The sequence below is a fragment of the Streptomyces sp. NPDC051563 genome (assembly GCF_044454225.1).
In the GTDB taxonomy this organism is placed as follows: domain Bacteria; phylum Actinomycetota; class Actinomycetes; order Streptomycetales; family Streptomycetaceae; genus Streptomyces.
Genome location: NZ_JBITDL010000007.1, coordinates 53,541 through 80,139 on the forward strand (window position 1 = coordinate 53,541; position 26,599 = coordinate 80,139).

The following is a 26,599-nucleotide window of genomic DNA, read 5'->3' on the forward strand; positions in this document are numbered from 1 at the left end:
AGGGACCCGCCCCGAGCCGTACCGCCCGCCGGGCCTACCCGGCGTCGAGGATCGCGGGCAGCGCCGCCACCAGGGCGTCGGCCCGCTCCTGCGGCAGCGTCAGGGCGGGAGCCAGCCGTACGACGCCCGCGCCGGCCGCGTTCACGAGGAACCCGGCGTCCTGCGCGGCCCGCTGGACCCGCACGGCGACCGGCTCGGCGAGGACGACGCCCAGGAGCAGCCCGGCACCCCGCACTTCGCGGACCAGGGGGTGTTCCAGTGCCTCGATGCCGCGCCTCAGCCGCTCCCCCACCCGCGTGGCGTGCGCGAGCAGCCCTTCCTTCTCGATGGTGTCCAGGACGGCGAGCCCCGCCGCGCACGCGACGGGGTTGCCGCCGAAGGTGGATCCGTGCTGACCGGGGGTCAGCAGTCCGGCGGCGGCGCCGAAGGCGACCGTGGCGCCGATCGGCAGGCCGCCGCCCAGCCCCTTGGCCAGGGTGATCACGTCCGGCTCCGCGCCCGGCTCCGCCTGGTGCGCGAACCAGTGGCCGGTGCGGCCGATCCCGGTCTGCACCTCGTCCAGGACGAGCAGGGTGCCCGTGGCGCGGGTGATCTCGCGGGCCGCCCGCAGGTAGCCCGGGGGCGCCGGAACCACTCCGGCCTCGCCCTGCAGGGGTTCGAGGAGGACCGCGGCCGTGTGCTCCGTGACGGCCGCGCGCAGCGCCTCCGCGTCCCCGTAGGGAACGTGCGTGACCTCCCCGGGCAGGGGCAGGAACGGGGCCCGCTTGGGCGGCTGGCCGGTCAGGGCCAGCGCCCCCATGGTGCGTCCGTGGAACCCGCCCTCCGTCGCGACCAGGTGCGGGCGGCCGGTCCGGCGGGCGATCTTGAAGGCGGCTTCGACCGCCTCCGCGCCCGAGTTGGCGAAGAACACCCGGCCCGGCCGGTCCAGCAGGGCCAGCAGCCGTTCGGCGAGCGCGACGGCCGGCTCCGAGACGAACAGGTTCGACACGTGGGCGAGCCGGGCGACCTGGTCCTGGACGGCCGCGACCAGGGCGGGGTGGGCGTGCCCCAGGGCGTTGACGGCGATCCCGCCGGTGAAGTCCGTGTACGCGCGGCCGTCCTCGTCCCAGACCGTACTGCCCTCGCCCCTGGCCAGGGCGAGCGGGGGCGTGCCGTACGTGTCCATCATCACCGCGCGCCAGCGGTCGGCGAGCGGTGTCCTGGTGCTGTCGGCGGTCACGCGCCGTCCTCCTCGCCCGTGCCGCGGGACCCCTCGGGCCCTGGCTCCTCGTCCGGCACCACCGTGGTGCCGGGTCCGTCCTCGGTGAACACCCCGCGCAGCAGGGCGTGCGGCACCCGGCCGTCGATGACCTGGGCCCGGGCGACGCCGGCCCGTACGGCGCGCAGGCAGCCCTCCATCTTGGGGAGCATGCCGCTCGCGAGTTCCGGGAGCAGGGCGTCCAGTTCGCCGGCCGTGAGGCGGTCGATCACCTCGGTGCTGTGCGGCCAGTCCGCGTACAGCCCCTCGACGTCGGTCATCACCACGAGCCGGTCGGCCCCGAGGGCCACGGCCAGCGCCGAGGCCGCGAGGTCGGCGTTGACGTTGTAGACCTGGCCGTCCTCCCCGCGCGCCACGGGCGAGACCACGGGGATGCGGCCCTGCTCCAGCAGGGCCGCGATGGCGCCGGCGTCCACGTCCACGATGTCGCCGACCTGGCCGATGTCCACGGGCAGGCCGTCCACCCAGGCCGGGCGCCGGACGGCGGTCATCGTGTGGGCGTCCTCCCCCGACAGGCCTACGGCGAAGGGCCCGTGGGCGTTGATGGCGCCGACCAGTTCGCGCTGGACCTGGCCGGTGAGCACCATGCGCACCACGTCCATGGTCTCGGGCGTGGTCACCCGCAGCCCGGCCTCGAAGCGGACCTCCAGGCCGAGCCGGTCGAGCAGGGCGCTGATCTGGGGCCCGCCGCCGTGGACGACGACGGGCCGCAGGCCCGCGTGCCAGAGCTCCACGACGTCCTGGGCGAAGGTCCGGTGGGCGGAGGGGTCCACCATGGCGTGGCCGCCGAACTTGACGACGACCGTGCGGCCTTGGAGCTGCTCCAGCCAGGGCAGGTCCCGGGGCACGGGCACGGGCGCGGGCACGGTGGCCGTCGCCGTGGCCCGTACCGCCGGGTCCGGGGTCTTCGTCCGCGTCATCTCGGCCCCGTTCACGAGCTGTAGGCGCTGTTCTCGTGCACGTACTCGGCCGTGAGGTCGTTGGTCCAGATGACGGCCGAGGAGTCACCGGAGCGCAGGTCCACGGTGATGACGATATCGCGGCCGGACAGGTCCACCTTGTCCCGCGCCTCTGCCCCGGCGCCGTCCCGGCACACCCAGACGCCGTTGATCGCCACGTCCAGCCGGTCCGGGTCGAAGGCGGCCGCGGTGGTGCCGATCGCGGACAGCACGCGGCCCCAGTTCGGGTCCTCGCCGTGCAGGGCGCACTTGAGGAGGTTGTTGCGGGCCACCGAGCGGCCCACTTCCACGGCGTCCGCCTCCGTGGCGGCGCCGACGACGGCCACCTCGATCTCCTTGGAGGCGCCCTCGGCGTCCGCCACCAGCTGGAGCGCGAGGTCCCGGCACACGGCGTGCACGGCCGCGGTGAGCTCCGCGGGGCCGGGCGTGATGCCGGAGCTGCCCGAAGCGAGCAGCAGCACGGTGTCGTTGGTGGACATGCAGCCGTCCGAGTCCACCCGGTCGAAGGTGGTGCGCACCGCCTCGCGCAGGGCGGAGTCGAGCGCCTCGGCGCCCGCGTCGGCGTCCGTGGTCAGGACGACCAGCATGGTGGCGAGGCCGGGGGCGAGCATGCCCGCGCCCTTGGCCATGCCGCCCACCGTCCAGCCGGGGCCGGAGGCCACCGCCGTCTTGTGGACGGAGTCCGTCGTCTTGATCGCTACGGCAGCCTCCTCGCCGCCTTCGGGCGACAGCCGCTCCGCGGCCATGGTGATGCCGGAGGTCACCCGCTCCATCGGGAGGCGGACGCCGATGAGTCCGGTGGAGCACACCGCGACCTCGTCGGCCGTGCTCCCCACGGCGAGCGCGGTGCGCTCCGCCGTCACCCGGGTGTCCTCGGCGCCGCCCGGTCCCGTGCAGGCGTTCGCACCACCGGAGTTGAGGACGACGGCGGAGATCCGCCCGTCGGCGAGCACGCGGCGGGACCAGCGTACGGGCGCGGCCTGCACGCGGTTCGAGGTGAAGACACCGGCGGCGGCGCGCGAGGGCCCCCGGTTCACCACCAGGGCCAGGTCCGGGTCACCGGACTCCTTGATGCCGGCGCGCACGGCGCCGGCAAGGAATCCGCGGGCGGCGGTCACACTCACGGAGCCACTCCATTCAGGGGCAGGCCCTGCCGTTCCGGCAGGCCGAGGGCTATGTTCATGCTCTGCACCGCGCCACCGGCGGTGCCCTTGGTCAGGTTGTCGATGGCGCTCACGCAGATCAGCCGGCGGGCGTCGGGGTCCACGGCGATCTGCACCTGGGCGGTGTTCGAACCGAGGACGGCCGCGGTGGTGGGCCACTGGCCGGGCGGCAGCAGCCGGACGAACGGCTGGTCGGCGTACGCGGCTTCGAACACGGCGCGCACCTCGCTCTCGGCGGGCAGCTCCGCGGCCGGGTGCAGGCGGGCCGAGCAGGTGGCGAGGATGCCCCGGGGCATGGGCGCCAGGGTGGGCGTGAAGGAGACCGTCACGGGCGTGCCCGCCGCGCGGGACAGGTTCTGAGCGATCTCGGGGGTGTGCCGGTGCCCGCCGCCGACCCCGTACGGGCTCATGGAGCCCATCACCTCGGTGCCGAGGAGGTGCGTCTTGAGCGCGCGTCCCGCGCCGGAGGTTCCGCTGGCGGCGACGATGACGGCTTCGGGCTCGACCAGCCCGGCCGCGTAGGCGGGGTACAGGGCCAGGGTGACGGCCGTGGGGTAGCAGCCGGGGACGGCGATCCGGGTGGCGCCCTTCAACTCGTCCCGGCTTCCGGGGAGTTCGGGCAGGCCGTAGGGCCAGGTGCCGGCGTGGGCGGAGCCGTAGAACCGTTCCCAGGCGGCCGGGTCCCGCAGCCGGAAGTCGGCGCCGCAGTCCACCACCAGGGTGCCGGGTTCCAACTCGGCCGCCAGGGCGCCCGATTGGCCGTGGGGCAGGGCGAGGAAGACCACGTCGTGGCCGCGCAGGGAGGCGGCGGAGGTGTCCAGGAGGATCCGGTCGGCGAACTCGGGAAGCTGGGGCTGTACGGCCCCCAGTGGACGGCCCGCGCTGCTGTGCGCGGTGAGCGCGCCGATCTCCACGGCGGGGTGCGAGCTCAGCAGGCGGAGCAGCTCCCCGCCGGCGTAGCCGCTGGCACCGGCCACCGCGACCCGTACGGTCATGTTCTTCCGCTCTCTCATGTCACACGATCCCCCCTACAAACTTAGCTTAGCCTAACCTAATTTGGCCGCATCCCGTCCGGGCCCTCCGCCGCCAACCGGCCACCCCCGGCGGCCCGTTGGATCCGGGGCGGCCGAGGGCCGCCGCCCGGACACAGGCCGGCCCCGGACCCGCCGCGGGCGCGGCGGGTCCGGGGCCGGACCGGTCAGGCTTCGACGGCCGCCGCGAGGGACCGGGGGCGCAGGTCGGTCCAGTTCGACTCGATGAACTCCAGGCACGCCTCGCGGGTGGTCTCGGCGAGGGCGACCGTCCATCCGCCGGGAGCCTCGGCGAAGGAGGGCCAGAGGGAGTGCTGACCCTCGTCGTTCACCAGGACCAGGAAGCGGCCGTCGGCATCGTCGAACGGGTTGGTGCTCATACTGGGGTTCCTCCAGGAGCCCGGTGGGACCGGCGGGTGACGTCGGCGTGCGGCGCGCGCAGTCCGACAGCGGGCGCCGTGCCCGTGGGGAAGGTCGATCGGGAATGAAGAGAGCCGTTCACTTAGGTTAGGCTCGCCTAATTATAGAGCTTAACGTTTCCCCTTCCCCCTCACAAGGAGGCACCGATGCGTGCACTCGAACGGATCCTGGCCGAGGACGGCTCCGAGAGCCCCTTCGCCGCGTTCGACCTGCCCGGCACGCCCGGCACCGATGAGTTCTGGGCGGCCGCGGCTCCCGCGTCCGCGCCTTCCGGCGACGGCGGTTGGGTCACCCTGTTCCTCTGGCGCGGCAGCCCGACGGTCATCGATTTCGAGAGCTGGTCGGACCCGGTGGCGCTGCTCCGGTGGCGCGACACGGACTGCTGGTACGCCGAGGTCCGCATGCCCGCCCGGCTCCGAGTGACCTACCGGTTCCTCGCCGATGACGGATCGTCGTACCCCGATCCCCTCAACCCGGCCCGGGCCGGCGGCGAACGCTCCGTCGTCGCCACCCCGGACCTCGCGCCCCAGCCGTACTGGCCGGCCGTGGGCGCCGACGACGTACTGCCCCTGCCGCGCACCCGGATCCGCTGGGCGAGCGAACGGCTCGGCGGCAAGCGCACCGTACGGATCCACCCGGTCGGCGGCGGCGGACCGGTGGTCCTGCTGCTCGACGGGGACGACTGGCTGTACCTCCACCCGGCCATGACGGCCTTCGACGCCGCCTTCGAGGCCGGCGAGATGCCCCCGGCCACGCTGGTGTTCCTGCCCGCCAAGGACCGGCAGGCGGAGTTCGGCTGCCGGCCCGAGCTGTGGGAGGCGGTACGGGACGAACTGCTGCCGCTGGTCGCGGACAGCGGGGTGACCGCCGACCTCGGCCGGCTGGTCGTCGCCGGGCAGAGCCTCGCCGGGCTGAGCGCGCTGTACGCGGCGACGGAGTTCCCGGACCTGGTGTCCCGGGTCGCCTGCCAGTCGGGGTCGTTCTGGTGGACCCCGGAGGCCTCGGACCTGCCGGACCCGCTGGGCGGTCCGCGCGGCGGCACCACCGCCGCACGCCTGCGCGAGCGCCCCGCCCCGCCGGGCCTGCGGATCGCCTTCGACCTGGGCGAGCACGAGACGCGCATGCACCCCCACTGCGAACTGGTCGAGGCCCTCACGGAACAGGCCGGCGCCACCGTGCGGGTCTCCCGGTCGCCGTCGGGCCACGACCGGGCCGGCTGGCGGCACGCCCTGCTCAGGGACGTCGCCTGGGCGCTGGCCTGACCGGCCGACCGCAGGACCGGCAGACAGGCCGGCCGCACGACGAGGGGGCCTGGCCGCCCGGCGATCCGCCGGGCGGCCAGGCCCCCTTTCCGTTCACCGGCTCACGGACTCAGCGCGTGACCGCCGCGCGGTACGCCGGGTCGGAAGCCATCAGGTGACGGTGCGTCCCTTCGGCCGTGACCACCCCGTCGTCCAGGACGAGGACCCGGTCGGCCGCGTCGAGCAGGGCCGGGCTGCTGGTGATGACCACGGTGGTGCGGCCCCGGCGCAGCTCGGCGATCTTGCGGGCGACGAGCTGCTCGGTGACCGCGTCCACGGCCGTGGTCGGGTCCCGCAGCACCAGCACGTCGGAGTCCGCGGCCAGCGCCCGGGCCAGCGAGAGCCGCTGGCGCTGGCCGCCGGAGAGGTTCGAACCGCGGTCGCGGACCTCGTAGTCGAGTCCCTGCCGGTGCAGGGCGACCACATCGGTCAGCATGGACGCCTCGACGGCCTCGGGCACCGTCCGGCTGGTGCCCGACGGGTCGATGTTCGTCCGGAGGGTTCCCGCGAAGATCTCCCCGTCGTACGGGTTCACCAGCATCAGTTCGCGGACCGCCTCGACCGACAGCTCCGCGAGGTCCTGCCCGCCGAGCCGCACCGTGCCGCCGTACGCGGCCGGCGGCACGTTCACGGCCAGGATGGAGGCGAGTTCGGCCGCGGCACGCGGCTGGTAGACCGCGATCGCCGTGAACTGGCCCGCCGGGACGTGGAACTTCAGGCCCTGGAGGGATTCGTAGCGGACGCAGTCGATCTCCAGGTCCCCGCCGGGTGCCGGGCGGGCCGTCCCGAGGTCCGCCACCGGCGGGGCGGACAGCACCAGGGCCATCCGCTCCGCCGAAGCGCGCGCCATCATCACGTACTTGGGCATGTCCGAGAACAGCCGGAGCGGCTCCATGATGAACTGCGCCAGGCCCACGGCCATGACCAGCTCACCGATGCTGATCTGCCCGTCGAAGGCCAGCCAGCCGGCGGTCAGGGTCACCGAGGCCGCGAGGATCGCGTTCAGGCCGAGCGCGGTGCCCGTGTAGACCCCGTTCACCCGGGCGACGGTGATCGCCTGCTCCTTGGCCTCCGTGCTGACCTTCCGGTAGGACCGGAAGGCCGCCTGGTTGCCGCCGAATCCGTGCAGCGGGCGCAGACCCGTGATCAGGTCGGCGACCTTCGCACCGGCCCGCGCCACCCGGGCCTGCTGCTCCTGGGTGCTGCTGCCGATGCGCTTCGACATCACGCTGAGGGAGGAGAGGATCAGCGCCGTTCCCACCATGACCAGCAGGCCGAGCCGCAGGTCCGCCAGGCTCAGCGCGACCGCCGCCACCAGCACGGCGACCGAGGAGCTGATCAGCATCGGTACGACCTCGACGATGTCGGCGGTCTGGTCGGCGTCCTCGGTGGCGATGGTGAGGACCTCGCCGGACTTCAGGTCCACGTCCCGGGCCACCGGCTGGAGGCCGCAGGACGCGACCCGCACCCTCCAGTGGTGGGCCTCGGTCGTGTTGGCCTTCTGCAGGATGCGCATCCCGTACCGCCACGACAGCGACACCGTCGTGATGATCACGGCGAGCGCGCCGATCGAGAGGGCGAGCGCCCCGGGGCTCCGCTCCTTCATCGTGTGGTCGACGATCAGGCCCAGCGCGATCGGGAAGGCCGTCTCGCCGGCCTGGTACAGGCCCATGAGGACGGTGCCCCAGACCATGGCGCCGACATTGCGCCGTATGGCGGTCCGCAGGATGTCGGATCCCGCGCGGCGGGATCTCTGGACGTCAGGAGTTGTCATCAAGGTGCCGGGCAATCGCTTCGGGGGTTCGCAGGGTGAGCAGGTCACGGATGGTGATGGTCGGGCCGAATTCACGGCGCAGGAGTCCGACCAGGCGTACGGCCAGCATGGAGTGTCCGCCGAGGGATGCGAAATCGCTCACGGCGCTCACCTCGTCGTCGTCCAGGTCCAGGGCCTCCGCGAAGAACTCGCAGACCAGTTCCTCGGTCTCGGTCTCCGGGCCGCGCTCGCCCGAAGTGCTCAGCGCACCCAGCGGCCTGGGTTCCGGGAGGGCCTTGGTGTCGGCCTTCCCGTTCACCGTGAGCGGGATGGCGTCGACCTGGGCGTAGTGCGTCGGGCGCAGGTAGTCGGGCAGTGCGGCGCCCACCTCGGCGGCGACCGCCGCCAGATCGGCGCCGTCCGCCAGCACGAGGTACGCGGCGAGCCGGTGGGCGCCGTCGACCTGCGGGTCGGGCTGGGCGACCGCGGCGGTGAACCGTACCGCGGGGTGCGCGGCGAACACGGCCTCCACCTCGCCGAGTTCGACGCGGTGACCGCGGATCTTGACCTGCTGGTCGGTGCGGCCGAGGTACATCAGGTTCCCGTCGGGCCGGCGGACCACCAGGTCGCCGGTACGGTACATGCGCTCGCCCGGCGCTCCGAACGGGGAGGCCACGAACCGGTGCGCGGTCTGGGCCGGCTGGCCCAGGTATCCGCGGGCGATGCCGATGCCGGAGACGTAGAGCTCACCGGGGACCCCGTCCGGCAGCGGCCGCAGCCACGGGTCGAGGACGAACACCTCGGTGTTGTCGATGGCCACGCCCACCACCGGGTCCTGGCACTCGAAGGTGCCGACGCCCAGGGTGTTGATGGTGTATTCCGTGGGTCCGTACAGGTTGTACCCGACGGTCCCCTCGGTGTCGGCGAGCCGCTGCCACAGGGTCGGGGTGACCGCCTCGCCGCCCAGCAGCACCAGCGCGGGGCGCCGGTCCGGGGTGTCGAGGAGGCCTTCGGCCGCCAGCTGCTGCGCGTAGGTCGGGGTGACGTTGACGACGTCGATCCCGTGCTCACGGCAGTAGGCGACCAGTGCGGGCGCGTCGCGGCGCAGTTCCTCGTCGCAGATGTGCACCTCGTGTCCGTCGGCGAGCCACAGGAGCTCCTCCCACGACATGTCGAAGGCGAAGGACACGGTGTGCGCGATCTTGAAGATCCGGTTGCCGTGTTCCGCCAGGACCGGCTCGAAGATCCGGCGCTGGTGGTTGATCAGCATGTTGGTGAGTCCGGCGTACTCGGTCACGACCCCCTTGGGCTTGCCCGTGGAACCGGAGGTGTAGATCGTGTACGCGGGGTGCCGCAGCCGGTCGGGGTCGTCCGGCGTGAACGTCACGAGCGGCTCGGCCTCCGGGAGGGGTCCGTCCAGTTCGATCAGGCCGCCGGTCAGCCGGGGCGCCACGGCGCTGACGGTGAGGATCACCTCGGGCCGGGCGTCCGCGACGATCGTGGCGATCCGCTCGTCCGGGTGGTCCAGCTCCAGCGGTACGTACGCGGCTCCGGTGCGCAGTACGGCGAACAGCGCGACGATCCAGTCGAGCGTGCGCGGGATCGCCAGGCCCACCGTCTTCTCCGGGCCGATGCCGCGGCCGGCGAGCACGCCCGCCAGCAGGCGGCTGCGGTCCCGGAGTTCGGCGAAGGTCATGCTCCGGCCCTGCGCGACGAGCGCGACCCGCCCGGGTGCGCGGTCCGCCGCCCGGTCGAAGCGGTCGACGACCGTGTCGGTGCCGATGTCGGTGCGGGCGGCCGGGGCGGGCACCGGCCCGAGGCCGGGCAGGGCGCCCACCGGTCCGGTGGAGCGGGCCAGGTCCTGGAGCAGGCCGACGTAGTCGTCGAGGAGGCGGCGGGCGTCGGCGGAGTCGCCGTGGCGGTGCTCGAGCTTGACCGTGAGCCGGTCCCCCGGGGTGACGACCCAGGTGAAGGGGTAGTGGGTGGAGTCGTCCGACTTCACCTCGGTGATGCCGTGGCGGGCGTTCATCTCGGCGAGCCCGTCGAGGTCCAGGAAGTTCTGGAGGACGAACAGGTTGTCGAAGAGGGTGTCGTGGCCGCTGGCCCGCTGGATCTCGCCGAGTCCCAGGTGCTCGTGCTCCATCGCCTCGACCCGGGCGGCCTGGACGGACGCCAGGTACTCCCCGACGGTGTCCGCGGGCCGGGCCCGCGTCCACAGGGGCACGGTGTTGAGGAGCACGCCGACGATGTCGGACAGGCCCTCGCCGTCGCGGCCGGAGACGGTGACGCCGAACACGGCGTCGCTGCGGCCGGTGTGGGCTCCGAGGAGCAGGCCGAAGGCTCCGGTGAGGACCGAGTTGAGGGTGACTCCGTGGGCCTTGGCCGTCTCGCGCAGCAGCTGCGACTGTTCGGCGGTCAGGGTGTGCAGGAGCGCGGGCGGCAGGTCGTCCGAGAGGGCCGGCGCCGGTCCGGCGAGCAGGGTCGGGCCGGAGAGCCCGGTCAGGTGCCCGGCCCAGAACCGCTCCGAGAGGGCCGGGTCCTTGGCGGCGAGCGCGCGGGCGTGGTCCTCGAAGGACGGCACGGCCGGGGCCGTGGACGGCTGCTCGCCGGCGAGCAGGGCCCGGTAGGCCTCGAAGAGGTCGCGGAGCACGATCGCGCGGGACCAGCCGTCCCACAGCAGCAGGTGGTAGCTGAGGAGCAGGCCGTCGCGGCCGTCGGGCAGCCGGACCACGGTCAGCCGGATCAGCGGCGGCTCGGCCGGGTCGAAGCCGGTGTTGCGGTCCCGGACGCGCAGCGCTTCGACTTCCTCGTCGCTCGACAGCTCGACCGTGTGGACGCCGACGCGGCGGCCCGCCTTGAGGATCTGGACCGGGTCGCCGTCCTCGTCGGTGGTGAAGCCGGCGCCGACGACGGGGTGGCGGGCCATGACCACGGCCATGGCCTCGGTCAGCACGCCGGTGTCGAGGCGGTGGTCGAGGGCGAAGTAGCTCTGCGCGACGTAGTGTCCGGCGGTGCCCGCCAGCTGGGCCTGGAAGAACAGGCCGCGCTGCAGGGCGGTGACCGGCGCGGTGCGCTCGGCCGTCACGGAGGCCTCCGCGAGGGCTTCCAGGGCGTCCAGCCAGTGCGCGGTGATCTCGTCGGGGATCTCCTCGGCGAGGGTGAAGGCCGCGTGCAGGCTGCCGGTGGCCGCGTCGGTCCAGGCGTTGACCTCGACGGCGTACGGGCTGCCCTGGTCCCCGCCGGAGATGTGCAGGGCCTGGGACTCGCTGCCGCGGCCGAGGTAGTTGAAGAGCACCTGCGGGCGGGCGGTGAGCAGCGGGGCGGTCTGCGGGTTGAGGTAGCGGAGCCGCCCGTAGGCCAGGTGTCCGGACTCGTCGGGCTGGCGGGCCGCGAGTTCGCGGGCCGCCGCGACGGGGTCGGTGTGGGCGGTGAGCCGGACGGGCGCGATGGCGGTGAACCAGCCGACCGTACGGGTGTAGTCGTGGTGCTCCTCCACGGCCACCCGGCCGTGCCGCTCCAGCTCGATCGCGAGATCGGTGGGCGTCGGCTGGATCCGCGTCAGCGCGGTGCGCAGGGCGCCGCACAGCAGCTCGGTGAGGGCGACGCCGAGCGCGGCGGGGGCGGTGCGCGTCACCCGGTCGCTGGCCTCGGGGCCGAGGACCACGGTGGTGTCGCGCAGCCTGGCGGAGGAGGGCAGCGTGCCGGAGGCGGGCAGGGCGCCGGAGGCGGGAAGCAGCAGGGGTGCCCGCAGGGTGTCCGCCCAGTGCCCGAGGTCCTCGGCTCCGGAGGCGGAGCGCAGGGTCAGCGCGTCGGCGTATTCGGCGTAGGAGGTGGTGGCCGGTGCGAGGGTCTCCCCGCGCAGGGCGGCGGCCAGGTCGTCCAGCAGGATCAGCCAGGACACCGAGTCCACCGCGATGTGGTGCACGGTGACCACCAGGGTGCCGGTGGCCGCGAGCCAGGTGAAGGCGGCGACCTCCCCGGTCTCGGGGTCGAGGCGGTCCGCGGCCTCGTTGGCGGCGGCCGTGGCGTCGGCCGTGTCCGAGACGAGGACGGTGGCCGCGCCGGCCGGTTCGGTGCGCAGGGTCCACACGCCGTGCTCGGTGTTCAGCCGCATCCGCAGGGCCGGGTGGGCGGCCAGTACGGCGCCGGCGGCGCGCCCGATGTCGGCGAGGGCGGTGCCGTCGGGCACGGCCACGGTCCGGGCCTGGGCGAACCGGGCCAGGGAGCCGCCCAGTTCGCGCTGGCGCAGGATGATCGGGGTGGGCGCCAGCGGGCCGTCCGCGCGGCGGGCGGGCGCCGGAGCGGAGGCCCGGGTCTGCGGTGCGCGCGTGCCCAGGAGCTCGGCGAGGGCGCGCGGCGTCTTCAGGAGGAACACGTCGCGGGGGGCGATCGGCAGGCCGAGCGCCCTGGCCCGGTTGACCACGGTGATGGCGACGATGCTGTCGCCGCCCGCGCCGAAGAAGTCGGTGTCGGCGTCGGCGGCCGGGTGGGACAGGGTGTCGGCGAAGATCCCGACCAGTGAGGCGAGCGCCTCCCCTGTGCCGCCGCCGGCGCCGGTGCCGGTGCCGGGAGCGCCGTCCGCCGGGGTGTCGTCCTGCGCGGCGCGCTCGATCAGGGCCTTGCGGTCCAGCTTGCCGTTGACGGTCAGCGGCAGGGAGTCGACCGGCAGGACCCGGCCGGGGACCATGTGCACGGGCAGCTTCTCCGCGAGGAGGGCGGAGAGGTCGCCGTCGATCCGGCCCACGAGGTGCGCGACCAGGTGGTCGCCGCTGCCGGCCACGGTGACGGCCACGTCGACGACGCCGTCGAGGTCGCGCAGCGCGGACTCGACCTCGCCGAGCTCGATGCGGAAGCCCTTGAGCTGGACCTGGTCGTCGGCGCGGCCGGTGAACTCCAGCTCCCCGTCGAGGGTACGGACGGCCAGATCACCGGTGTGGTACATCCGGGAGCCGTCGTTCGCGAAGGGGTTCGCCACGAACCGGCCCGCGGTGAGGCCCGGGCGCCCCAGGTAGCCGAGGGAGACCTGGTCGCCGGCCACGTAGATGGCGCCCACCTGGCCCGGCGGCACCGGCCGCAGCCGGTCGTCGAGCAGGTGGGTGACCAGGCCCGGGATGGGTCCGCCGATGGGGCTCACGTCGTCGCCGAAGGCGAAGTCCCCTTCGGTCAGCACCCGGTGGGTGACGTGGACCGTGGTCTCGGTGATCCCGTACATGTTGACGAGCTCGGGCGAGGCGGCGCCGTGCCGCTCGACCCAGCCGCGCAGCCGTCCGAGGTCGAGTGCCTCGCCGCCGAAGATGACCCGGCGCAGGGCGGGCAGCGAGTCCCCGGTGAGCGACGGGGCGGCGTGCCGGTCGGCCTCGGCGAACTGGTAGAAGGCCGAGGGCGTCTGGTTGAGCACGGTCACGCCGCGCTCGCGGACCAGCCGGTGGAAGTCCAGCGGGGAGCGGGTCAGGGCGTAGTCGGGGACGAGGAGCTCGCCGCCGTGCGCCAGGGCGCCCCACAGCTCCCAGACGGCGAAGTCGAAGGAGTAGGAGTGGAACTGGACCCAGACGTCGTCGGGGCCGAAGTCCATGTCGGGCTGGGTGTTGGCGAGCAGCGCCACCACGCTGGAGTGCGGGACGACGACGCCCTTGGGCTTGCCGGTGGACCCGGAGGTGTAGATCACGTAGGCGGGGTCGTGCCAGGTCACCTCCTGCGTCGTGGACCCGGCGGCTTCCTGCGGCAGTTCGTCGCCCTGTACGAGGACCCGGGCGGGGACTCCTGCCCGCTCCAGCAGCGCCGTGAAGCGTGCGCGCTGACCGGGGTCGACGAGGACGGCCTGCGGGGCGGCGTCGCCGAGGACGTACTCCAGCCGCTCGTCCGGGTAGGCCATGTCGAGCGGGACGTACGCGCCGCCCGCGCTGACGATCGCCACCAGGGCGACGACCTGCTCGATGGTCCGCGGTACGGCCACGGCCACGCGGCGGCCGGGCCCGACACCGGCCGCGCGCAGGGCGGCGGCCAGCTCGTTCTTCGCGGCGGCGAGTTCGCCGTAGGTCAGCGAGCGGGTGGTGCCGTCGAGCGCGCACTGGGTGACGGCGGTGGCCGCCGGGTCCCGGTCCGCGGCGGCGTCGAAGAGGGCGCCGAGGGTGGTCGGGGTGATCCGGGCGGGGGTGCGGCCGGCCTCGGGCGCCAGGTCGGCGACCGGGGCGTCGGGCCGGGTGAGCAGGCCGGTGAGGGTGTGCGTGAACCGGTCCAGGATGTCCCGGGCGCTGCTCTCGCGGAGGAGTTCGCCGTCGTAGATCAGGTTGAAGCTCGGGCGGCCGTCGAGGGACCGCTCCACGACCAGGGTCAGCGGGTAGTGCGGGGCCCCCTCGTTGACGAGGGCGGTGACGGCGAGGGTGTCGCCGGTGCGGCGCAGCGCGGCCACGTCGGTGGCCACGTCGAAGACCACGAGGGTGTCGAAGAGGGAGCCGACCCCGGCCAGCCGGCCGATCCGGGCCAGCGAGACGTGCTGGTGCGGCAGGACCGCGCCCTGGTGCTCGCGCACCGAGGTGAGCAGGTCGTGCGCCGTGGTGGCGGAGTTCCAGCGGGCGCGCAGCGGGACGGTGTTGATGAACAGGCCGACCATGTCCTCGATGCCGGGGACGTCCGCGTCGCGGCCGGAGACTGTGGAGCCGAAGACCACGTCGTCGGAGTGCAGGATGCCGCCGAGGGTGAGCGCCCAGGCGCTGTGCACGGCCACGCTGAGCGGTACGCCGGCGGAGCGGACGGCGGCGTCGACGTCGAGGGCGGACAGGGCGGAGGTGTCGGCGAACCGGTCGGACGGGGTGTGGTCCCTGGCGACGAGCGAGGGGCCGGGCAGCCCGGCGAGCTCGGCGCCCCATACCCGGTCGCTCTCGTCGGCGTCGCGCTCCGCGAGCCAGCCGACGTAGTCGGGGAAGCCGCTCAGCGGGTAGGTGCTGCCCGGCGCGTGGTACTCGGCGAGGAGCGCGCGCAGCATCGGGGGCACCGACCAGCCGTCGGCGATGATGTGGTGCACGGTCTGCACGAGGACGGTGCGGCCGGATTCCGGGTCGCGGACCAGCGTGAACCGCATCAGCGGGCCGGTGGCCAGGTCGAATCCGGCGCGGCGGTCCCGCTCGGCGAGTGCGTGGAGTTCCGCGTCGGTGATGCCGGGGCGCTCCAGGACCGCGAAGGGCGCCTCGGCGCCGCTCTCCAGGACGGAGACGACGCGGCCGTCGGCGAGGGCCGTGAACCGGGCGGCCAGGTTGGGGTACAGGGTGAGCAGCCGGGTGGCGGCGGCCCGGAGCCGGTCGGGGTCGAGCTCGCCCTCCAGCGTCAGCAGCTGCTGTTCGACGTAGCTGCCCGCGGAGTCGTCGTCGAAGACCGAGTGGAAGTACAGGCCTTCCTGGAGCGGGGTCAGGGGCAGGACGGCGCGCAGGTCGGGTCCGTCCAGGGCGTCGACGTCGGCCTGGGTGAGGCGCACCAGCGGGAAGTCGCTGGGCGAGTGGCCGCCCTCGTCGAGTGCGGCCAGGGCGGTGAGGGCCGCGCCGAAGTAGCCGCCGATGGCCTCGATGTCCTCGTCGGTGAACATCCCGTCGGGCCAGGAGAGGGTGGTGACGAGCTCGTAGGCGCCGGTGGCGGAGGGTTCGGCGATGGCGTTGAACTCCAGGGCGCGCGGCAGGCGCATCCTCGGGTCGCGCTTCTCGCCGAGCTGCCCGGTGGTGCCGGAGAGCTGCCAGTCGCCGGAGGCGCCGGCGTCGAAGCGGCCCAGGTAGTTGAAGAGGACCTGGGGGGCCGGGGCCGTGAAGGGGGTGCCGGCCAGGTAGCGCAGGGCGCCGTAGGAGACGCCGTTGCCGGGGACGCGGGCCAGGTCCTCCTTGACCGCCTTGAGGGCGGCGGCGAGGTAGCGGGGGTCGGTGAAGTCGCCGGTCGCGCCGGGGTCCACGGTGACGGGGAACAGGGTCGTGAACCAGCCGACGGTCCGCGACAGCTCCGGCTCGATGCCGGCGGCGGCGGCCACGTGGCGGACCTCGCGGCCGTGGCCCTCCAGCTCGATGTGCGCGAAGGTCTGCTCCTGGCCGCGGCCCTGCCGCCACCGGGCGAGGGTGACGGCGAGTGCGGTCAGCAGCACGTCGTTGACGCCCGCGTGGAACTTCGCGGGGATCTCGCCCAGCAGTGCGGCCGTCGTTTCGGAGCCGACGGTGAAGATCCGGGTCCGCTCCCGTTCGACGGTGTCCTCTTCGGACGGGGCCCGCCGGCCCAGCGGTGCGTCGGGGCCGGGCAGGGGGCGCTCGTAGTGGGCGCGGTCCGCGTCGAAGCCGGCGCCGGCCAGCAGCTGGGTCCAGCGGCGGAACGAGGTTCCCACCGGGGGCAGTTCGATCTCCTGACCCGCGGAGAGCTGGCGCCATGCGGTGGCCAGGTCCTCCATCAGCACGCGCCAGGACACTCCGTCGACGACCACGTGGTGGGCGACCAGGACCAGCTGGCGCGCCTCGGGGCGCCAGACGGCGCGCAGCATCACGCCGCCGTCCGGGTCGAGTCCTTCGGTGGCCAGGGCCACGCACGCGTCGAGCGGCGCGTCGCTCTCCTGCCAGTCCGCGGAGATCCCTTCGGCCGCCGGGATGTCGAAGCTCCAGCGGTCCCCGCGGACGAGCCGGGCGCGCAGCATGTCGTGCCGGGCGACGACGGAGTCGAGGACGGGGCCGAGGGCGTCGGCGGTGAGGTCCGCCGGGGTGTTCAGTACGACCGCCTGGACGAAGCCGTCGATCGCGTCGGTGGTCCGGCCGAGCCACTGGACGACGGGCGATCCCACGACGGGGCCGGTGGCGACGTCGGCGTGGTCCGCGCGGGTCAGGTCCTCGCGGCCGGCGACGGCCGCCAGGGCGCCCAGGACGCTGTTGGCGAAGATCTGCCCGGCGGTGACGTAGAGGCCGGCTTCGCGCAGCGCGCTGAGCAGCGAGATGGCGAGGATGCTGTCTCCGCCGAGCTGGAAGAAGTCCTGGTCGACGCCGACTTCCTCCAGCCGCAGCACCGAGGCGACGGCCGCGCAGACGGCGCGCTCCTCGTCGGTGGAGGGGCGGACGAACGTGCCGGTGACGATCTCGGGCTCGGGCAGGGCGCGCCGGTCGAGCTTGCCGTTCGCGGTGAGGGGGAACTCGGTCATCACGACGATGTGGGCGGGCACCATGTACTCGACCATGTGCTCCGTGGCCCAGGCCTTGACCTCGTCGGCCCGCAGCTGTGCGGCTCCGGCGGCCGGGATCACGTAGCCGACCAGGTAGGTGCCGCCCGCGCTGTTCTTCTTCGCGATGACGCAGGTGTGCCGCACCCGGGGGTGTTCCGCGAGGCCGGCCTCCACGTCCTCCAGTTCGAGGCGCATGCCGCGGATCTTGATCTGGTTGTCGGCGCGGCCGAGGAAGTCCAGCGAGCCGTCGGGGGCGAAGCGGGCGAGGTCGCCGGTGCGGTAGAGGCGGGAGCCGTCGGTGGCGAAGGGGTTGGCCACGAACCGGGAGGCGGTCAGTCCGGGCGCGTTGACGTAGCCGCGGCCCAGGAGGAAGCCGCCGACGTAGAGCTCGCCGCCGACGCCTACGGGGACGGGGCGCAGCTCGTCGTCGAGGACGTACAGCTGGGTGTTGGGGTTGGCCTTGCCGATCGAGGTCGAGAGGCGTTCGGCCTCGCCGCGGTAGATGACGTGGGAGACGCCGATGGTCGTCTCGGCCGGGCCGTAGCCGTGGTACATGGGGATGTCGAGCCGGGTGCGGTAGCGCTCGTACAGCTCGGGGGTGAGCACCTCGCCGCCGCACCACACGTGGCGCATGCTGTCGAGGCGGTCGGAGTCCCCGGCGATCTCCAGCAGGACGTCCAGCATGGAGGAGACGAGGTAGGTGAAGGTGACGCGGTGCTCGGCGATCACGCCGAGCAGGTGGTGCGGGTCGCGTTCGCCACCGGGGCGCAGGACGACGAGGCGGCCGCCGCACACCAGCGGGAGGAAGATCTCGTTGATGGATATGTCGAAGGACAGCGGCGCCTTGAACAGGGAGGCGTCGTCGTGTCCGAAGCCCAGGATCTCCTCGACCTGCCACAGCAGGCGCTCGCTGATCGCCTCGTGGCGGATCATCGCGCCCTTGGGGCGGCCGGTGGAACCGGACGTGAAGATCACGTAGGCCAGGGAGTTGCCGTGCGCGGTGATTCCGGTGTCCCCGGCGGGCTGGTCGGCGTAGCGCCAGTCGTCGAGGTCGACGGCGGCGGCGGCCGGTTCCGTGGGGTCGTGCGCGCCGGAGTCGTTGAGCTGGAGCACGACGCGGGCGTCGTCGATGACGACGGCGCGGCGCGCGGCGGGCCACTGCGGGTCGAGCGGGACGAAGGCGCAGCCGGCCTGGAGGACGCCGAGGAGGCCGATCACCATGTCGGCGGAGCGGCCCAGCGAGATGCCCACGACCTGCTCGGCGCCGAGTCCGCGGCCGATCAGGTGGTGGGCCAGCTGCGCGGACAGCTCCGCCGCCTGGCGGTAGGTCAGCGAGCGGTGTTCGTCGATGACGGCGACCGCGTCCGGCCGCAGGCGCGCCTGTTCGCGGAACATCTCCACGATGGTCGGCCGGACCCGGTCCGCCGCGTTGTCGTTCCACCCGGCCAGGGTGGTGAGCCGCTCCGCCACGGAGGACGGGCCGATGGTGCCGAGGGGCCGGTCGGGGAAGTCCGCGAGGTCGTCCAGCGCGAGCTGGGCGTCGGCCTGCGGGACTCCGGCGGGGACCGCGATGGCCCAGCCGTCCGGGGCCGCTTCGCCGGTCTCCCAACCGCCGGGCGCGCTGCCGCCGTTGTCGGTCCATCCGAGGACGTCCGCGAAGAGCGTGCCGGGGACGAGGTCGATTCCGTCGGGGCTCTCGCCCGTCGCCCAGTACGACAGTCCGATGGCACAGGCCTCGGCGATGGTCCGGTCGGAGTATCCGCCGGTACGCCGGCGCACGTCTGCCAGGCGCGTAGGAGAGATCAGCACGAGACGAGCGCTCGGTTCCATCATTGAAGACTCAACACCCTTCCAAGGTACGAAGGCTAGCCTAACCTAAATTAGGGTGACCTAACTAGCGTCTCTCCAGGCCCGCCAGAGTCGCGCGTAGCGGCCGCCCAGGGCCACCAACTCCTCGTGGGTGCCCTGCTCCACGACGCGTCCCGCATCCAGCACGGCGATCCGGTCCGCGGCCACCGCCTGGGTCAGCCGGTGGGCCACGAACAGCGTGGTGCGCCCGGCGCAGGCGGCCAGTACGGCCCGTTCCAGCTCGGCGGCGCCCTCGCTGCCCGCCTCCGCGGTGGACTCGTCGAGCACCACCACGGGCGCGCGGCCCAGCACCAGCCGGGCCAGGGCCACTTGGGCCACCTTGGTGCCGTCCAGCCGGGCACCGCCCTCGCCGACCTCGGTGTGCAGGCCCTCGGGCAGCGCGTCGACCCACTCGGCCGCCCCTACGGTGCCCAGCGCGGCCAGCAGTTCGGCGTCGGTCGCCTCCGGCGCGGCCAGCCGCAGGTCGTCGGCGAGCGGCCCGGAGAACACGTGCGTCTCCTGGGTCAGGATGCTCACCAGCGCCCTCGCCGCGGCCTCGTCCAGATCGGCGAGATCGGTCGGACCGATCCGCACCGACCCGGCTTCGGGGGTCCCGATGCCGGCGATGAGCGCGGCCAGGGTCGTCTTGCCGGCGCCCGTCGCACCCACCAGGGCCAGGGAGCCGCCCGCCGGGATCGTCAGGCTGACGTCGCTCAGGACCGGTTCCCCGGACCCGGGGTAACGGAAGGTCAGTCCCTTCACGGTCACCCCGTACGGCTCCTCGCCCGCCGCCTGGGCGGATGCGTCGCCCACCAGCCGGTCCTGCGTGGACTCCCCCAGCACTCCGACGAGACGGGTCAGGCTCGCGCCCGACTTCTGGGCCTCGTCGAAGGTGAACATGATCGCGCCGAGCGGGGTGAACAGCCGGTGGAACACCAGCGGCGCCGCCGCCACTTCGCCGAGGGTGGCCGAGCCGGTCTCCAGCAGGGCGTAGCCCACGATCAGGATCAGCGACAGCCCGATGAACTCGGCGCGGTTCTCCCGGCCGACGAACCGGCCGAAGAAGTGGAACACCTCGATGCCGAGGTCCCGTACCCGCCGGGAATCCTCGGAGACCTTCTCGCGGAAGGCCTCCTCCAGGCGGTGCGCCCGTACCGTCTCGATGCCGTTGAGCCCGCTGATCAGCGCCTGGGCGCGCTCGGCCTGGGCCACCGCGCGCTTGCGGTAGAGCGGGGCGGAGCGGGGCAGGTACCAGCGCAGGGCCAGCGCGTAGGCCGGCAGCGCACAGGCGCCGGCCAGGCCGAGCCGCCAGTCGAGGCCGAACATGCCGACCGTGGCGATGGCCACCAGGATCCCCGCGGAGAACACCGTGGGGATGGCCGAGCGGATGCCCTTGGACAGGACGGCGACGTCGTCGCCGACCCGGGAGAGCACGTCCCCGCGGCCGACCTGCTCGACCCGGGCGCTGGGCATGCCCAGGACGGCCCGTACGGCGCCTTCGCGCAGATCCGCGAGCAGATCGGCGCCGAGCCGCCCGATCAGGTACGCGGACAGGGCGGTGGCCGCCGCGCCGAGGAGCGCGGCGGCCACCATCCATGCCCCGATCGTGATCAGGACCGACCGCGGTTCGCCCTGGGTCACTCCGTCGACCACCCTGCCGAGCAGCAGGACGGGGAGCATCTGGAGAGCCGCCCCGGCGACCGTGCTGAGTACGGCGGCGGACGTCAGCCAGGGCATCGTGCGGCAGTTGGCCGCCACCCATCGGGCCGCTTCACGTCCGGTCGTCGTACGCAGGGTTGCCGGGGCGACCCGAATGTCCGTGGTGCTCACACCTAGCCGACCGACTTGACGAGCTCGTCGATGGCGAAGGGCAGGGCGGGCAGGGTGGCCTGGGACATGGCCGCACCGGCCGCCGCACCCTCGCTGTCCAGCAGGTAGGACACCTTGTTGGCCTTGGTGACCTTCAGGTTGGCGAAGAGGTCGAATTTCTTCAGCGCGTCCGTGTCGGCCTTGTCGTTGACGACGAAGACGCGGTCGACGTCGATGAGGTCCATGCGCTCCGGGGAGAGCGCGAAGGAGAACTTGCCGTCCGAGATCTTGTCGATCTCGGTCGCGCCCTTGAAGCCCATGCCGGTCAGCAGCTGGCCGCGCACGTCGGTGGTGGTGAAGGGGTTCACCGCGTCCTTGTACCAGGACAGGGCGACGGCGGTCTGGGTGGCGAACTCGGGGTGCGCCTTCTTCACCGCGGCGAGCTTGTCCGTGATGCCCTGGACGAGCGCCTTGCCCTCGGTCTCCTTGCCGACGGCCTTGGAGATCTGCAGGGCGTTGTCCTGCCACGGAGCGCTGAAGGGCTCCTTCTCCGTCTTGGTGCGGCCGACCGTCGGGGCGATCTTCGAGAGCTTGTCGTAGGCGGCCTGGTCGATCTCGGAGTAGACCGCGATGATCAGGTCGGGGCGCAGGGACGCGATCTTCTCGAAGTTGGGGCCGGCGTCACCGTTGCTCATGATGACCTCGGGCTTGGTCTCGCCCCACTTGTCCTTCACCCAGGGCCACTGGGTGTTGATGTCGGGGCTCTGACCGGCCGGGTTCGGGTACTGGTCGACCATGCCGACCGGCTTGATGCCGAAGGCGAGGACGTTCTGGTCGTCGGTGTAGCCGACGGTGACGACCCGCTGGGGGGCCTTCTTGACCTCGGTGGAGCCGAAGAAGTGCTCGACGGTGACGGGGAAGGCGCCGGTGGCAGCCGGGGCGCTCGCGTTGTCGTCCTTCTTCGCGTCCTTGTCGGCGGAGTCGGAACCGCACCCAGCGAGGAGGCCTACACCGAGGGCCGCGGCGGACACGGTTGCCGCCAGCTGCCGCCAGGGCTTCATTCGTGTCGGTCGGTCGAGGAGCATGCGGGATCCCTTGCTTTCGTGCTGTCCACTGCGGCCCCACTTAGGGCAGGCAAACCGTACCCCGGGGAAGTGAGGTAAGCCTAGCCTAAGTTACGAGTATCTCGTCTCAGCTGCCCGCACTCCGGCTTCCCGCACTCTGGACGTGGGTGCGACCGATCGGCACCACGAGCGGACGGTCGCCCACCGGATCGTCGATCACCATGGCACGCAGGCCGAAGGCCTCCTGCAGCAGCTCGGCGGTCAGCACCTCGCGCGGGTGACCCTGCGCCAGGACCGAACCGTCCTTCATCACGATCAGGTTGTCGCTGTAGCGCGCGGCCAGGTTGAGGTCGTGCAGCACCATGACCACGGTGCATCCCGACTCGTGCAGGTCGTCGACCAGGTCGAGCACGTCGACGGCGTGCGCCAGGTCCAGGTAGGTGGTGGGCTCGTCGAGCAGCAGGAGGTCGGTGCCCTGAGCGAGGGTCATCGATATCCACACGCGTTGACGCTGCCCCCCGGAGAGCGCGTCCACGGGGCGGTCGGCCAGCTCCGCCACCCCGGTCATGGCCAGCGCCCGCTCCACCACGGAGGCGTCGTCCGAGGACCACTGGCGCAGCCAGCTCTGGTGCGGATGCCGGCCCCTGGCCACCAGGTCGGCCACGGTCAGGCCCTCGGGCGCGACCGGCGCCTGGGGCAGCAGCCCGAGCTTCTTCGCCACGTCCCTGGTGCGCAGCCGGGCGATGTCCTCGCCGTCCAGGACCACGGATCCGCTGGTCGGCTTGAGCAGCCGCGACAGGGTCCGCAACAGGGTGGACTTGCCACACCCGTTGGGGCCGATGATCGTGGTCACCACCCCCGACGGAATCGTCACGTCGAGCGCGTCGATGACCGTGCGGTCGCCGTACCCGACCGTGACACCCCGGGCCGCCAGCCGCGGGACCTCATCGGCCCCGGACTGGATCTCGGTGATGTACTGAGCGACCACGGCTCCCCCTCTATTTAGGCTTGCCTAACCTTTCTATCACCTAGCGGCGGTTCGCCCGCACCAGGAGGTAGATGAGGAAGGGGCCGCCGATCGCGGCGGTGACCACGCCGACCGGCAGGGTGACCGGCAGCGCCGTACGGGCGACCAGGTCCGAGCCGATCAGCAGCAGCGCCCCCACCACGGCGGAGGCCACCAACGGCGGGGTGGGGGACTTCGTCAGACGGATCGCCACCTGCGGAGCCACCATCGCGACGAACGGGACCGGTCCGGCCGCGCTCACCGCGAAGCCGGCCAGGAGGACCGCGCACAGGAGCAGGACGGCCCGTACCCGCGCGTACCGGACGCCGAGACCGGCAGCCACGTCGTCACCGAAGTGCAGCGGCTTGAACTGGAAGGCGACGCAGGTCACGACGACCGCGAGGGCGAGGGTCCCCCAGAGGGCCACCCCCACCTCGTCCCACGACCGGTTGTCCAGCGAGCCGACCAGCCAGGCCTGGGCCCGCGCCACGTCCCTGATGTCGGCGGTGACCAGCAGCCAGGTCGTGAGGGCCTCCGTCACGGCGCTCACGGAGAGGCCGATGAGGATGAGCCGGAAGCCGTCGACCCCGCGCCGCCAGGCCATGAAGTACACGAGCAGTCCCGTGCCGAGGCCTCCCGCGAGCGCCGCTCCGGACAGCCCGACGGAGCTGATCACGGCCGCCGAGGCCCCGCCCGACACCGTAACCAGGCACACCGCGACCGCGCTTGCACCCCCGGTGATGCCCAGGATGTCCGGACTGGCCAGCGGATTGCGGGCGATGGACTGGGTGATCGCCCCGGACATGCCCAGCGCGACGCCCACGACGAGCCCGGCCAGGGCCCGCGGCATGCGCAGGTCCATGATCACGAACTGGTCGACCTGCTCGCCCCCGCCGAAGAGGGTGCTCACCACCTGCGGCAGGCCGATGGGGAAGTCCCCCACCGCGATGGACAGGCAGAACATCAGGAAGGCCGCCGCCGCCAGCAGGAGCGTGACCAGCACGATCCTGGGCCGCCAGACGAAGGACATGCCGGCGAGCCGTACGCCCGGCGCCACCGAGGGCTTCGCCGACGGCTTCTCCACTGTCACGTTCATGCGCTCTTGAACTTTCCCCGCCACACGAGGACCGCGAAGAACGGGGCGCCGAGGAGAGCGACGAGGACGCCCGCGTCCAGCTCTCCCGGCCGCACCACGACGCGTCCCACGATGTCGCAGATCAGAAGGATGACCGCGCCGAGCAGACCCGCGTACGGCACCAGCCAGCGGTAGTCGGGCCCGGCCAGGTGGCGGGCCACGTGCGCGACCATGAGGCCGAGGAAGGCGATGGGCCCGCACGCCGCCGTGGCCGCGCCCGCCAGCAGCGTGATGGCGATGATGCCGACGGTGCGGATCAGCGCGATGTTCACGCCCAGTCCGCGCGCCACGTCGTCGCCGAGGTTCAGCAGGTTCACCGACGGCAGGGTGGCCAGCGCCAGCACCAGCCCGACCGCGATGAAGGCGGTCACCGGCCAGATGACGTCGAACCCGACGCCGGCCACCGAGCCGGCGTTCCAGAACCGCAGGGCGTTCAGCGCCGCCTTGTCCGACAGCGCGACGGCCGTCGTCATCGCCATCAGGAACACCGTGACCCCCTGCCCGGCCAGGGCGAGCGTCAGCGGATTGCCCGCGCCCCGGCCGATGCTCGACAGTCCGAAGACCACGACTCCGGCGAGCGCGGCGCCCAGGAAGGCGAACCACACGTACTGGAAGGGGTCGGTGAACCCGAACAGGGCGATCGCCGACACCACGGCGAAGGAGGCGCCGGTGTTCACCCCGAGCAGGCCGGTGTCCGCGATGGGGTTGCGCGTGTACCCCTGGATCAGCGCCCCGCCGACGCCCAGCGCGATGCCCGCCACGATCGCGAGGACCGTCCGGGGCACCCGTACCGTCCGCATGATGAGCCGGGCTTCGGAGAGCTTCTGGTCGGGGTCCGGACCGGCGAAGAGCCCGTGCCAGGCCTCGGCGGGACTGAGCGCCCGCGCGCCGACGGCGAGGGAGACCAGCGCGGCGGCCACGAGGAGCACGAGGAGGGCGCCCAGACCGAGGATCCGCCGTCGCCGGGCCTGTACGACGACCCGGGAAGGCGCCGGGCGCTCGACCGCGGGCGGGCCGCCGGCAGGGCGGCGAGTACCAGTGGGCAGCACGGACGATCCTTCTCGTATGGGGCAACTGGGTGAACACTACTGCCGTGCCTCGGACGCGCGAGCGTCCGGGAGGCACGGCAGTGGGCTGGGCGGGGACCGGTCAGACGGCCGGCTGGCGGGCTCCGCCGCCGGCTCCCCCGGCGACCGGACGGGCCTGGTCGGGCAGGGCCTTGAGGGTGCGGTCGAGGATCGAGTCGAGTATCTCGCCGACCCGTACCGCGGTGTTGGACAGCAGGGAGGAGGTGATGCCGTGCGTGTGCTCGGTTCCGCCCTGGAGGTAGATCCCGCAGCTCACGTCGAGGTCGGTGGCCACCCGGTAGTCGCGCTCGACCCGGACCCGGCCCTGGTCGTCGCGGTGGCAGCGGTCCGCGACCTCGCCGAGCAGGCCCAGGCCGTCGGCCTGCTGGTACCCGGTGGCGCACACCACGACGTCGGCGTCGAGCACGCTCTCCTCGCCGGTGACGAGCGACGTGACGGCGGCGCGGACCCCGTCGGCCGTCTCCTCCACGCCCGTCAGGCGCGAGACGTTCAGGAAGCGCAGGCGCTCGGTGCCGAGCACCTTCTCCTGGTACGACTGCCGGTAGAGGTCGTCGATGAGGTCGATGTCCACCACGGAGTAGTTGGTGTTGCCGTGGTAGCCCATCAGCCGCTGCTTCACGTCCTCCGGGGCGGAGAAATACTCGTCCACGGCCTGGGGGTCGAAGATGCGGTTGGCGAAGCTGCTGTCGTCCGCCGGGCTGTAGCCGTAGCGGGAGAAGACCGCGCAGACCTCGGCCTGCGGGAAGCGGCGGTGCAGGTAGGCCACGTTCTCGGCGGCGCTCTGGCCGGCGCCGACCACGATGAACCGGGTGGGCTCGCTGCCTTCGAGGGAGTCGATCTTCTTCAGCAGGTCGGTGTTGTGCCAGACGCGGTCGGTCCGCCCGACGCCCTCCGGCATGACCGGGCGCAGCCCGGTGGAGATGACGAGGTTGCGGGCGCGGTGGACGACGACCTCGTCGCCGGAGCGCGCCGTCACGTCGAGGTACTCCACGACGCCGTCCCGCACCACGGGCTCCACGGAGACGACCTGGTGGCCGTACGAGACCATGTCGTCGACCTTGGCGGCGGCCCACTCGAGGTAGTCGTGGAACTCGACCCGGAGCGGGAACAGGTTCTTGTGGTTGACGAAGTCGATCAGCCGGCCCTTCTCCTGCAGGTAGCAGAGGAAGCTGTATTCGCTGGTCGGGTTCCGGAGCGTCACCAGGTCCTTCATGAAGGACACCTGCATCGTCGCGTCGTCGATGAGCATGCCGCGGTGCCACCCGAACCGGGGCTGCTGCTCGAAGAAGTGGGCGGTGACCGCCTCTTGCCTTCCGACGCGCACGTTGTGCTCGCTGAGCGCGATCGCCATGGCGACGTTCGACGGCCCGAAGCCGATACCGATCAGGTCGTGGATCAGTGGTGCGTCGCCAGGAAGAGCCTGTGACATGTCACTCCCATTGGTGCGGGACAGCCGCCTGCCAGGCGTCGTGTCAGGGGTGGGGAAAGGGGGGGGCGTCCAGGCGCACCGGTGACCGGCAGCCGAGTGGAACTTAGGTAAAGCTAACCTGATCCAGGCAGGCTGTCGACCAGACAAACCGGACAACACCCTCGCA

The 26,599-nt window shown here is 72.9% G+C and carries 14 protein-coding genes; 1 reads left to right on the plus strand and 13 read right to left on the minus strand.

Going from position 1 to position 26,599, the window contains the following annotated elements; translation table 11 throughout:
- Nucleotides 1-34: 34 nt before the first annotated feature.
- The 5 genes from ACIA8F_RS10675 to ACIA8F_RS10695 all read right to left on the minus strand — a co-directional run bounded on the left by ACIA8F_RS10675 (nt 35) and on the right by ACIA8F_RS10695 (nt 4,791).
- Entirely contained in the window at nt 35-1,219 is a 1,185-nt protein-coding gene (locus tag ACIA8F_RS10675) for an acetylornithine transaminase (RefSeq protein WP_399377927.1), read from the minus strand.
- Nucleotides 1,216-2,178 (minus strand): acetylglutamate kinase, encoded by a 963-nt coding sequence (gene argB / locus ACIA8F_RS10680; RefSeq protein WP_399377928.1) that lies wholly within the window; start codon nt 2,176-2,178, stop codon nt 1,216-1,218. Before argB ends, ACIA8F_RS10675 begins: the two co-directional genes overlap by 4 nt.
- An 11-nt stretch (nt 2,179-2,189) precedes the next feature.
- Nucleotides 2,190-3,341 carry a bifunctional glutamate N-acetyltransferase/amino-acid acetyltransferase ArgJ gene (gene argJ, locus ACIA8F_RS10685; protein WP_399377929.1) on the minus strand — a complete coding sequence of 384 codons (1,152 nt, stop codon included), beginning with the start codon at nt 3,339-3,341 and terminating at the stop codon, nt 2,190-2,192.
- Nucleotides 3,338-4,375, minus strand: a complete 1,038-nt coding sequence (argC, locus tag ACIA8F_RS10690; protein WP_399378077.1) for an N-acetyl-gamma-glutamyl-phosphate reductase — start codon at nt 4,373-4,375, stop codon at nt 3,338-3,340. Before argC ends, argJ begins: the two co-directional genes overlap by 4 nt.
- Nucleotides 4,376-4,578: 203 nt before the next feature.
- Nucleotides 4,579-4,791 carry an MbtH family protein gene (locus ACIA8F_RS10695; RefSeq protein WP_399377931.1) on the minus strand — a complete coding sequence of 71 codons (213 nt, stop codon included), beginning with the start codon at nt 4,789-4,791 and terminating at the stop codon, nt 4,579-4,581.
- A gap of 186 nt (nt 4,792-4,977) precedes the next feature.
- Between ACIA8F_RS10695 and ACIA8F_RS10700 the strand changes: the two genes are divergently transcribed.
- Nucleotides 4,978-6,093: an alpha/beta hydrolase-fold protein gene (locus ACIA8F_RS10700; protein WP_399377932.1), complete on the plus strand. Its 1,116-nt coding sequence runs from the start codon at nt 4,978-4,980 to the stop codon at nt 6,091-6,093.
- Between the two features lie 109 nt (nt 6,094-6,202).
- Here the strand turns inward: ACIA8F_RS10700 and ACIA8F_RS10705 are convergent, their stop codons facing one another.
- The 8 genes from ACIA8F_RS10705 to ACIA8F_RS10740 form a co-directional block, all read right to left on the minus strand.
- A complete protein-coding gene (locus ACIA8F_RS10705; protein ID WP_399377933.1) occupies nt 6,203-7,906 on the minus strand; it encodes an ABC transporter ATP-binding protein in 1,704 nt (567 codons plus the stop codon).
- A complete protein-coding gene (locus ACIA8F_RS10710) occupies nt 7,893-18,887 on the minus strand; it encodes an amino acid adenylation domain-containing protein (RefSeq protein WP_399377934.1) in 10,995 nt (3,664 codons plus the stop codon). The genes ACIA8F_RS10705 and ACIA8F_RS10710 overlap by 14 nt, the downstream gene beginning before the upstream one ends.
- Before the next feature lie 57 nt (nt 18,888-18,944).
- Nucleotides 18,945-20,732 carry an ABC transporter ATP-binding protein gene (locus tag ACIA8F_RS10715; RefSeq protein WP_399377935.1) on the minus strand — a complete coding sequence of 596 codons (1,788 nt, stop codon included), beginning with the start codon at nt 20,730-20,732 and terminating at the stop codon, nt 18,945-18,947.
- Between the two features lie 2 nt (nt 20,733-20,734).
- On the minus strand, nt 20,735-21,796 hold the full coding sequence (locus tag ACIA8F_RS10720) for an iron-siderophore ABC transporter substrate-binding protein (protein WP_399377936.1): 1,062 nt from the start codon (nt 21,794-21,796) through the stop codon (nt 20,735-20,737).
- A 106-nt stretch (nt 21,797-21,902) separates the two neighbouring features.
- Entirely contained in the window at nt 21,903-22,763 is an 861-nt protein-coding gene (locus ACIA8F_RS10725) for an ABC transporter ATP-binding protein (RefSeq protein WP_399377937.1), read from the minus strand.
- Between the two features lie 40 nt (nt 22,764-22,803).
- A complete protein-coding gene (locus ACIA8F_RS10730) occupies nt 22,804-23,877 on the minus strand; it encodes a FecCD family ABC transporter permease (RefSeq protein WP_399377938.1) in 1,074 nt (357 codons plus the stop codon).
- Nucleotides 23,874-24,962: a FecCD family ABC transporter permease gene (locus ACIA8F_RS10735; protein WP_399378078.1), complete on the minus strand. Its 1,089-nt coding sequence runs from the start codon at nt 24,960-24,962 to the stop codon at nt 23,874-23,876. Before ACIA8F_RS10735 ends, ACIA8F_RS10730 begins: the two co-directional genes overlap by 4 nt.
- 103 nt (nt 24,963-25,065) lie before the next feature.
- Complete coding sequence (locus ACIA8F_RS10740; protein ID WP_399377939.1) at nt 25,066-26,433, minus strand: lysine N(6)-hydroxylase/L-ornithine N(5)-oxygenase family protein; 1,368 nt, start codon at nt 26,431-26,433, stop codon at nt 25,066-25,068.
- Between the last annotated feature and the right edge of the window lie 166 nt (nt 26,434-26,599).

Excerpts from the sequence above, each read along its gene's own strand:
- argB (WP_399377928.1), bottom strand. The coding sequence starts at position 2,178 with ATGACGCGGACGAAGACCCCGGACCCGGCGGTACGGGCCACGGCGACG.
- argC (WP_399378077.1), bottom strand. The coding sequence starts at position 4,375 with ATGACCGTACGGGTCGCGGTGGCCGGTGCCAGCGGCTACGCCGGCGGG.
- ACIA8F_RS10695 (WP_399377931.1), bottom strand. The coding sequence starts at position 4,791 with ATGAGCACCAACCCGTTCGACGATGCCGACGGCCGCTTCCTGGTCCTG.
- ACIA8F_RS10700 (WP_399377932.1), top strand. The coding sequence starts at position 4,978 with ATGCGTGCACTCGAACGGATCCTGGCCGAGGACGGCTCCGAGAGCCCC.
- ACIA8F_RS10705 (WP_399377933.1), bottom strand. The coding sequence starts at position 7,906 with ATGACAACTCCTGACGTCCAGAGATCCCGCCGCGCGGGATCCGACATC.
- ACIA8F_RS10710 (WP_399377934.1), bottom strand. The coding sequence starts at position 18,887 with ATGATGGAACCGAGCGCTCGTCTCGTGCTGATCTCTCCTACGCGCCTG.
- ACIA8F_RS10720 (WP_399377936.1), bottom strand. The coding sequence starts at position 21,796 with ATGCTCCTCGACCGACCGACACGAATGAAGCCCTGGCGGCAGCTGGCG.
- ACIA8F_RS10730 (WP_399377938.1), bottom strand. The coding sequence starts at position 23,877 with ATGAACGTGACAGTGGAGAAGCCGTCGGCGAAGCCCTCGGTGGCGCCG.
- ACIA8F_RS10740 (WP_399377939.1), bottom strand. The coding sequence starts at position 26,433 with ATGTCACAGGCTCTTCCTGGCGACGCACCACTGATCCACGACCTGATC.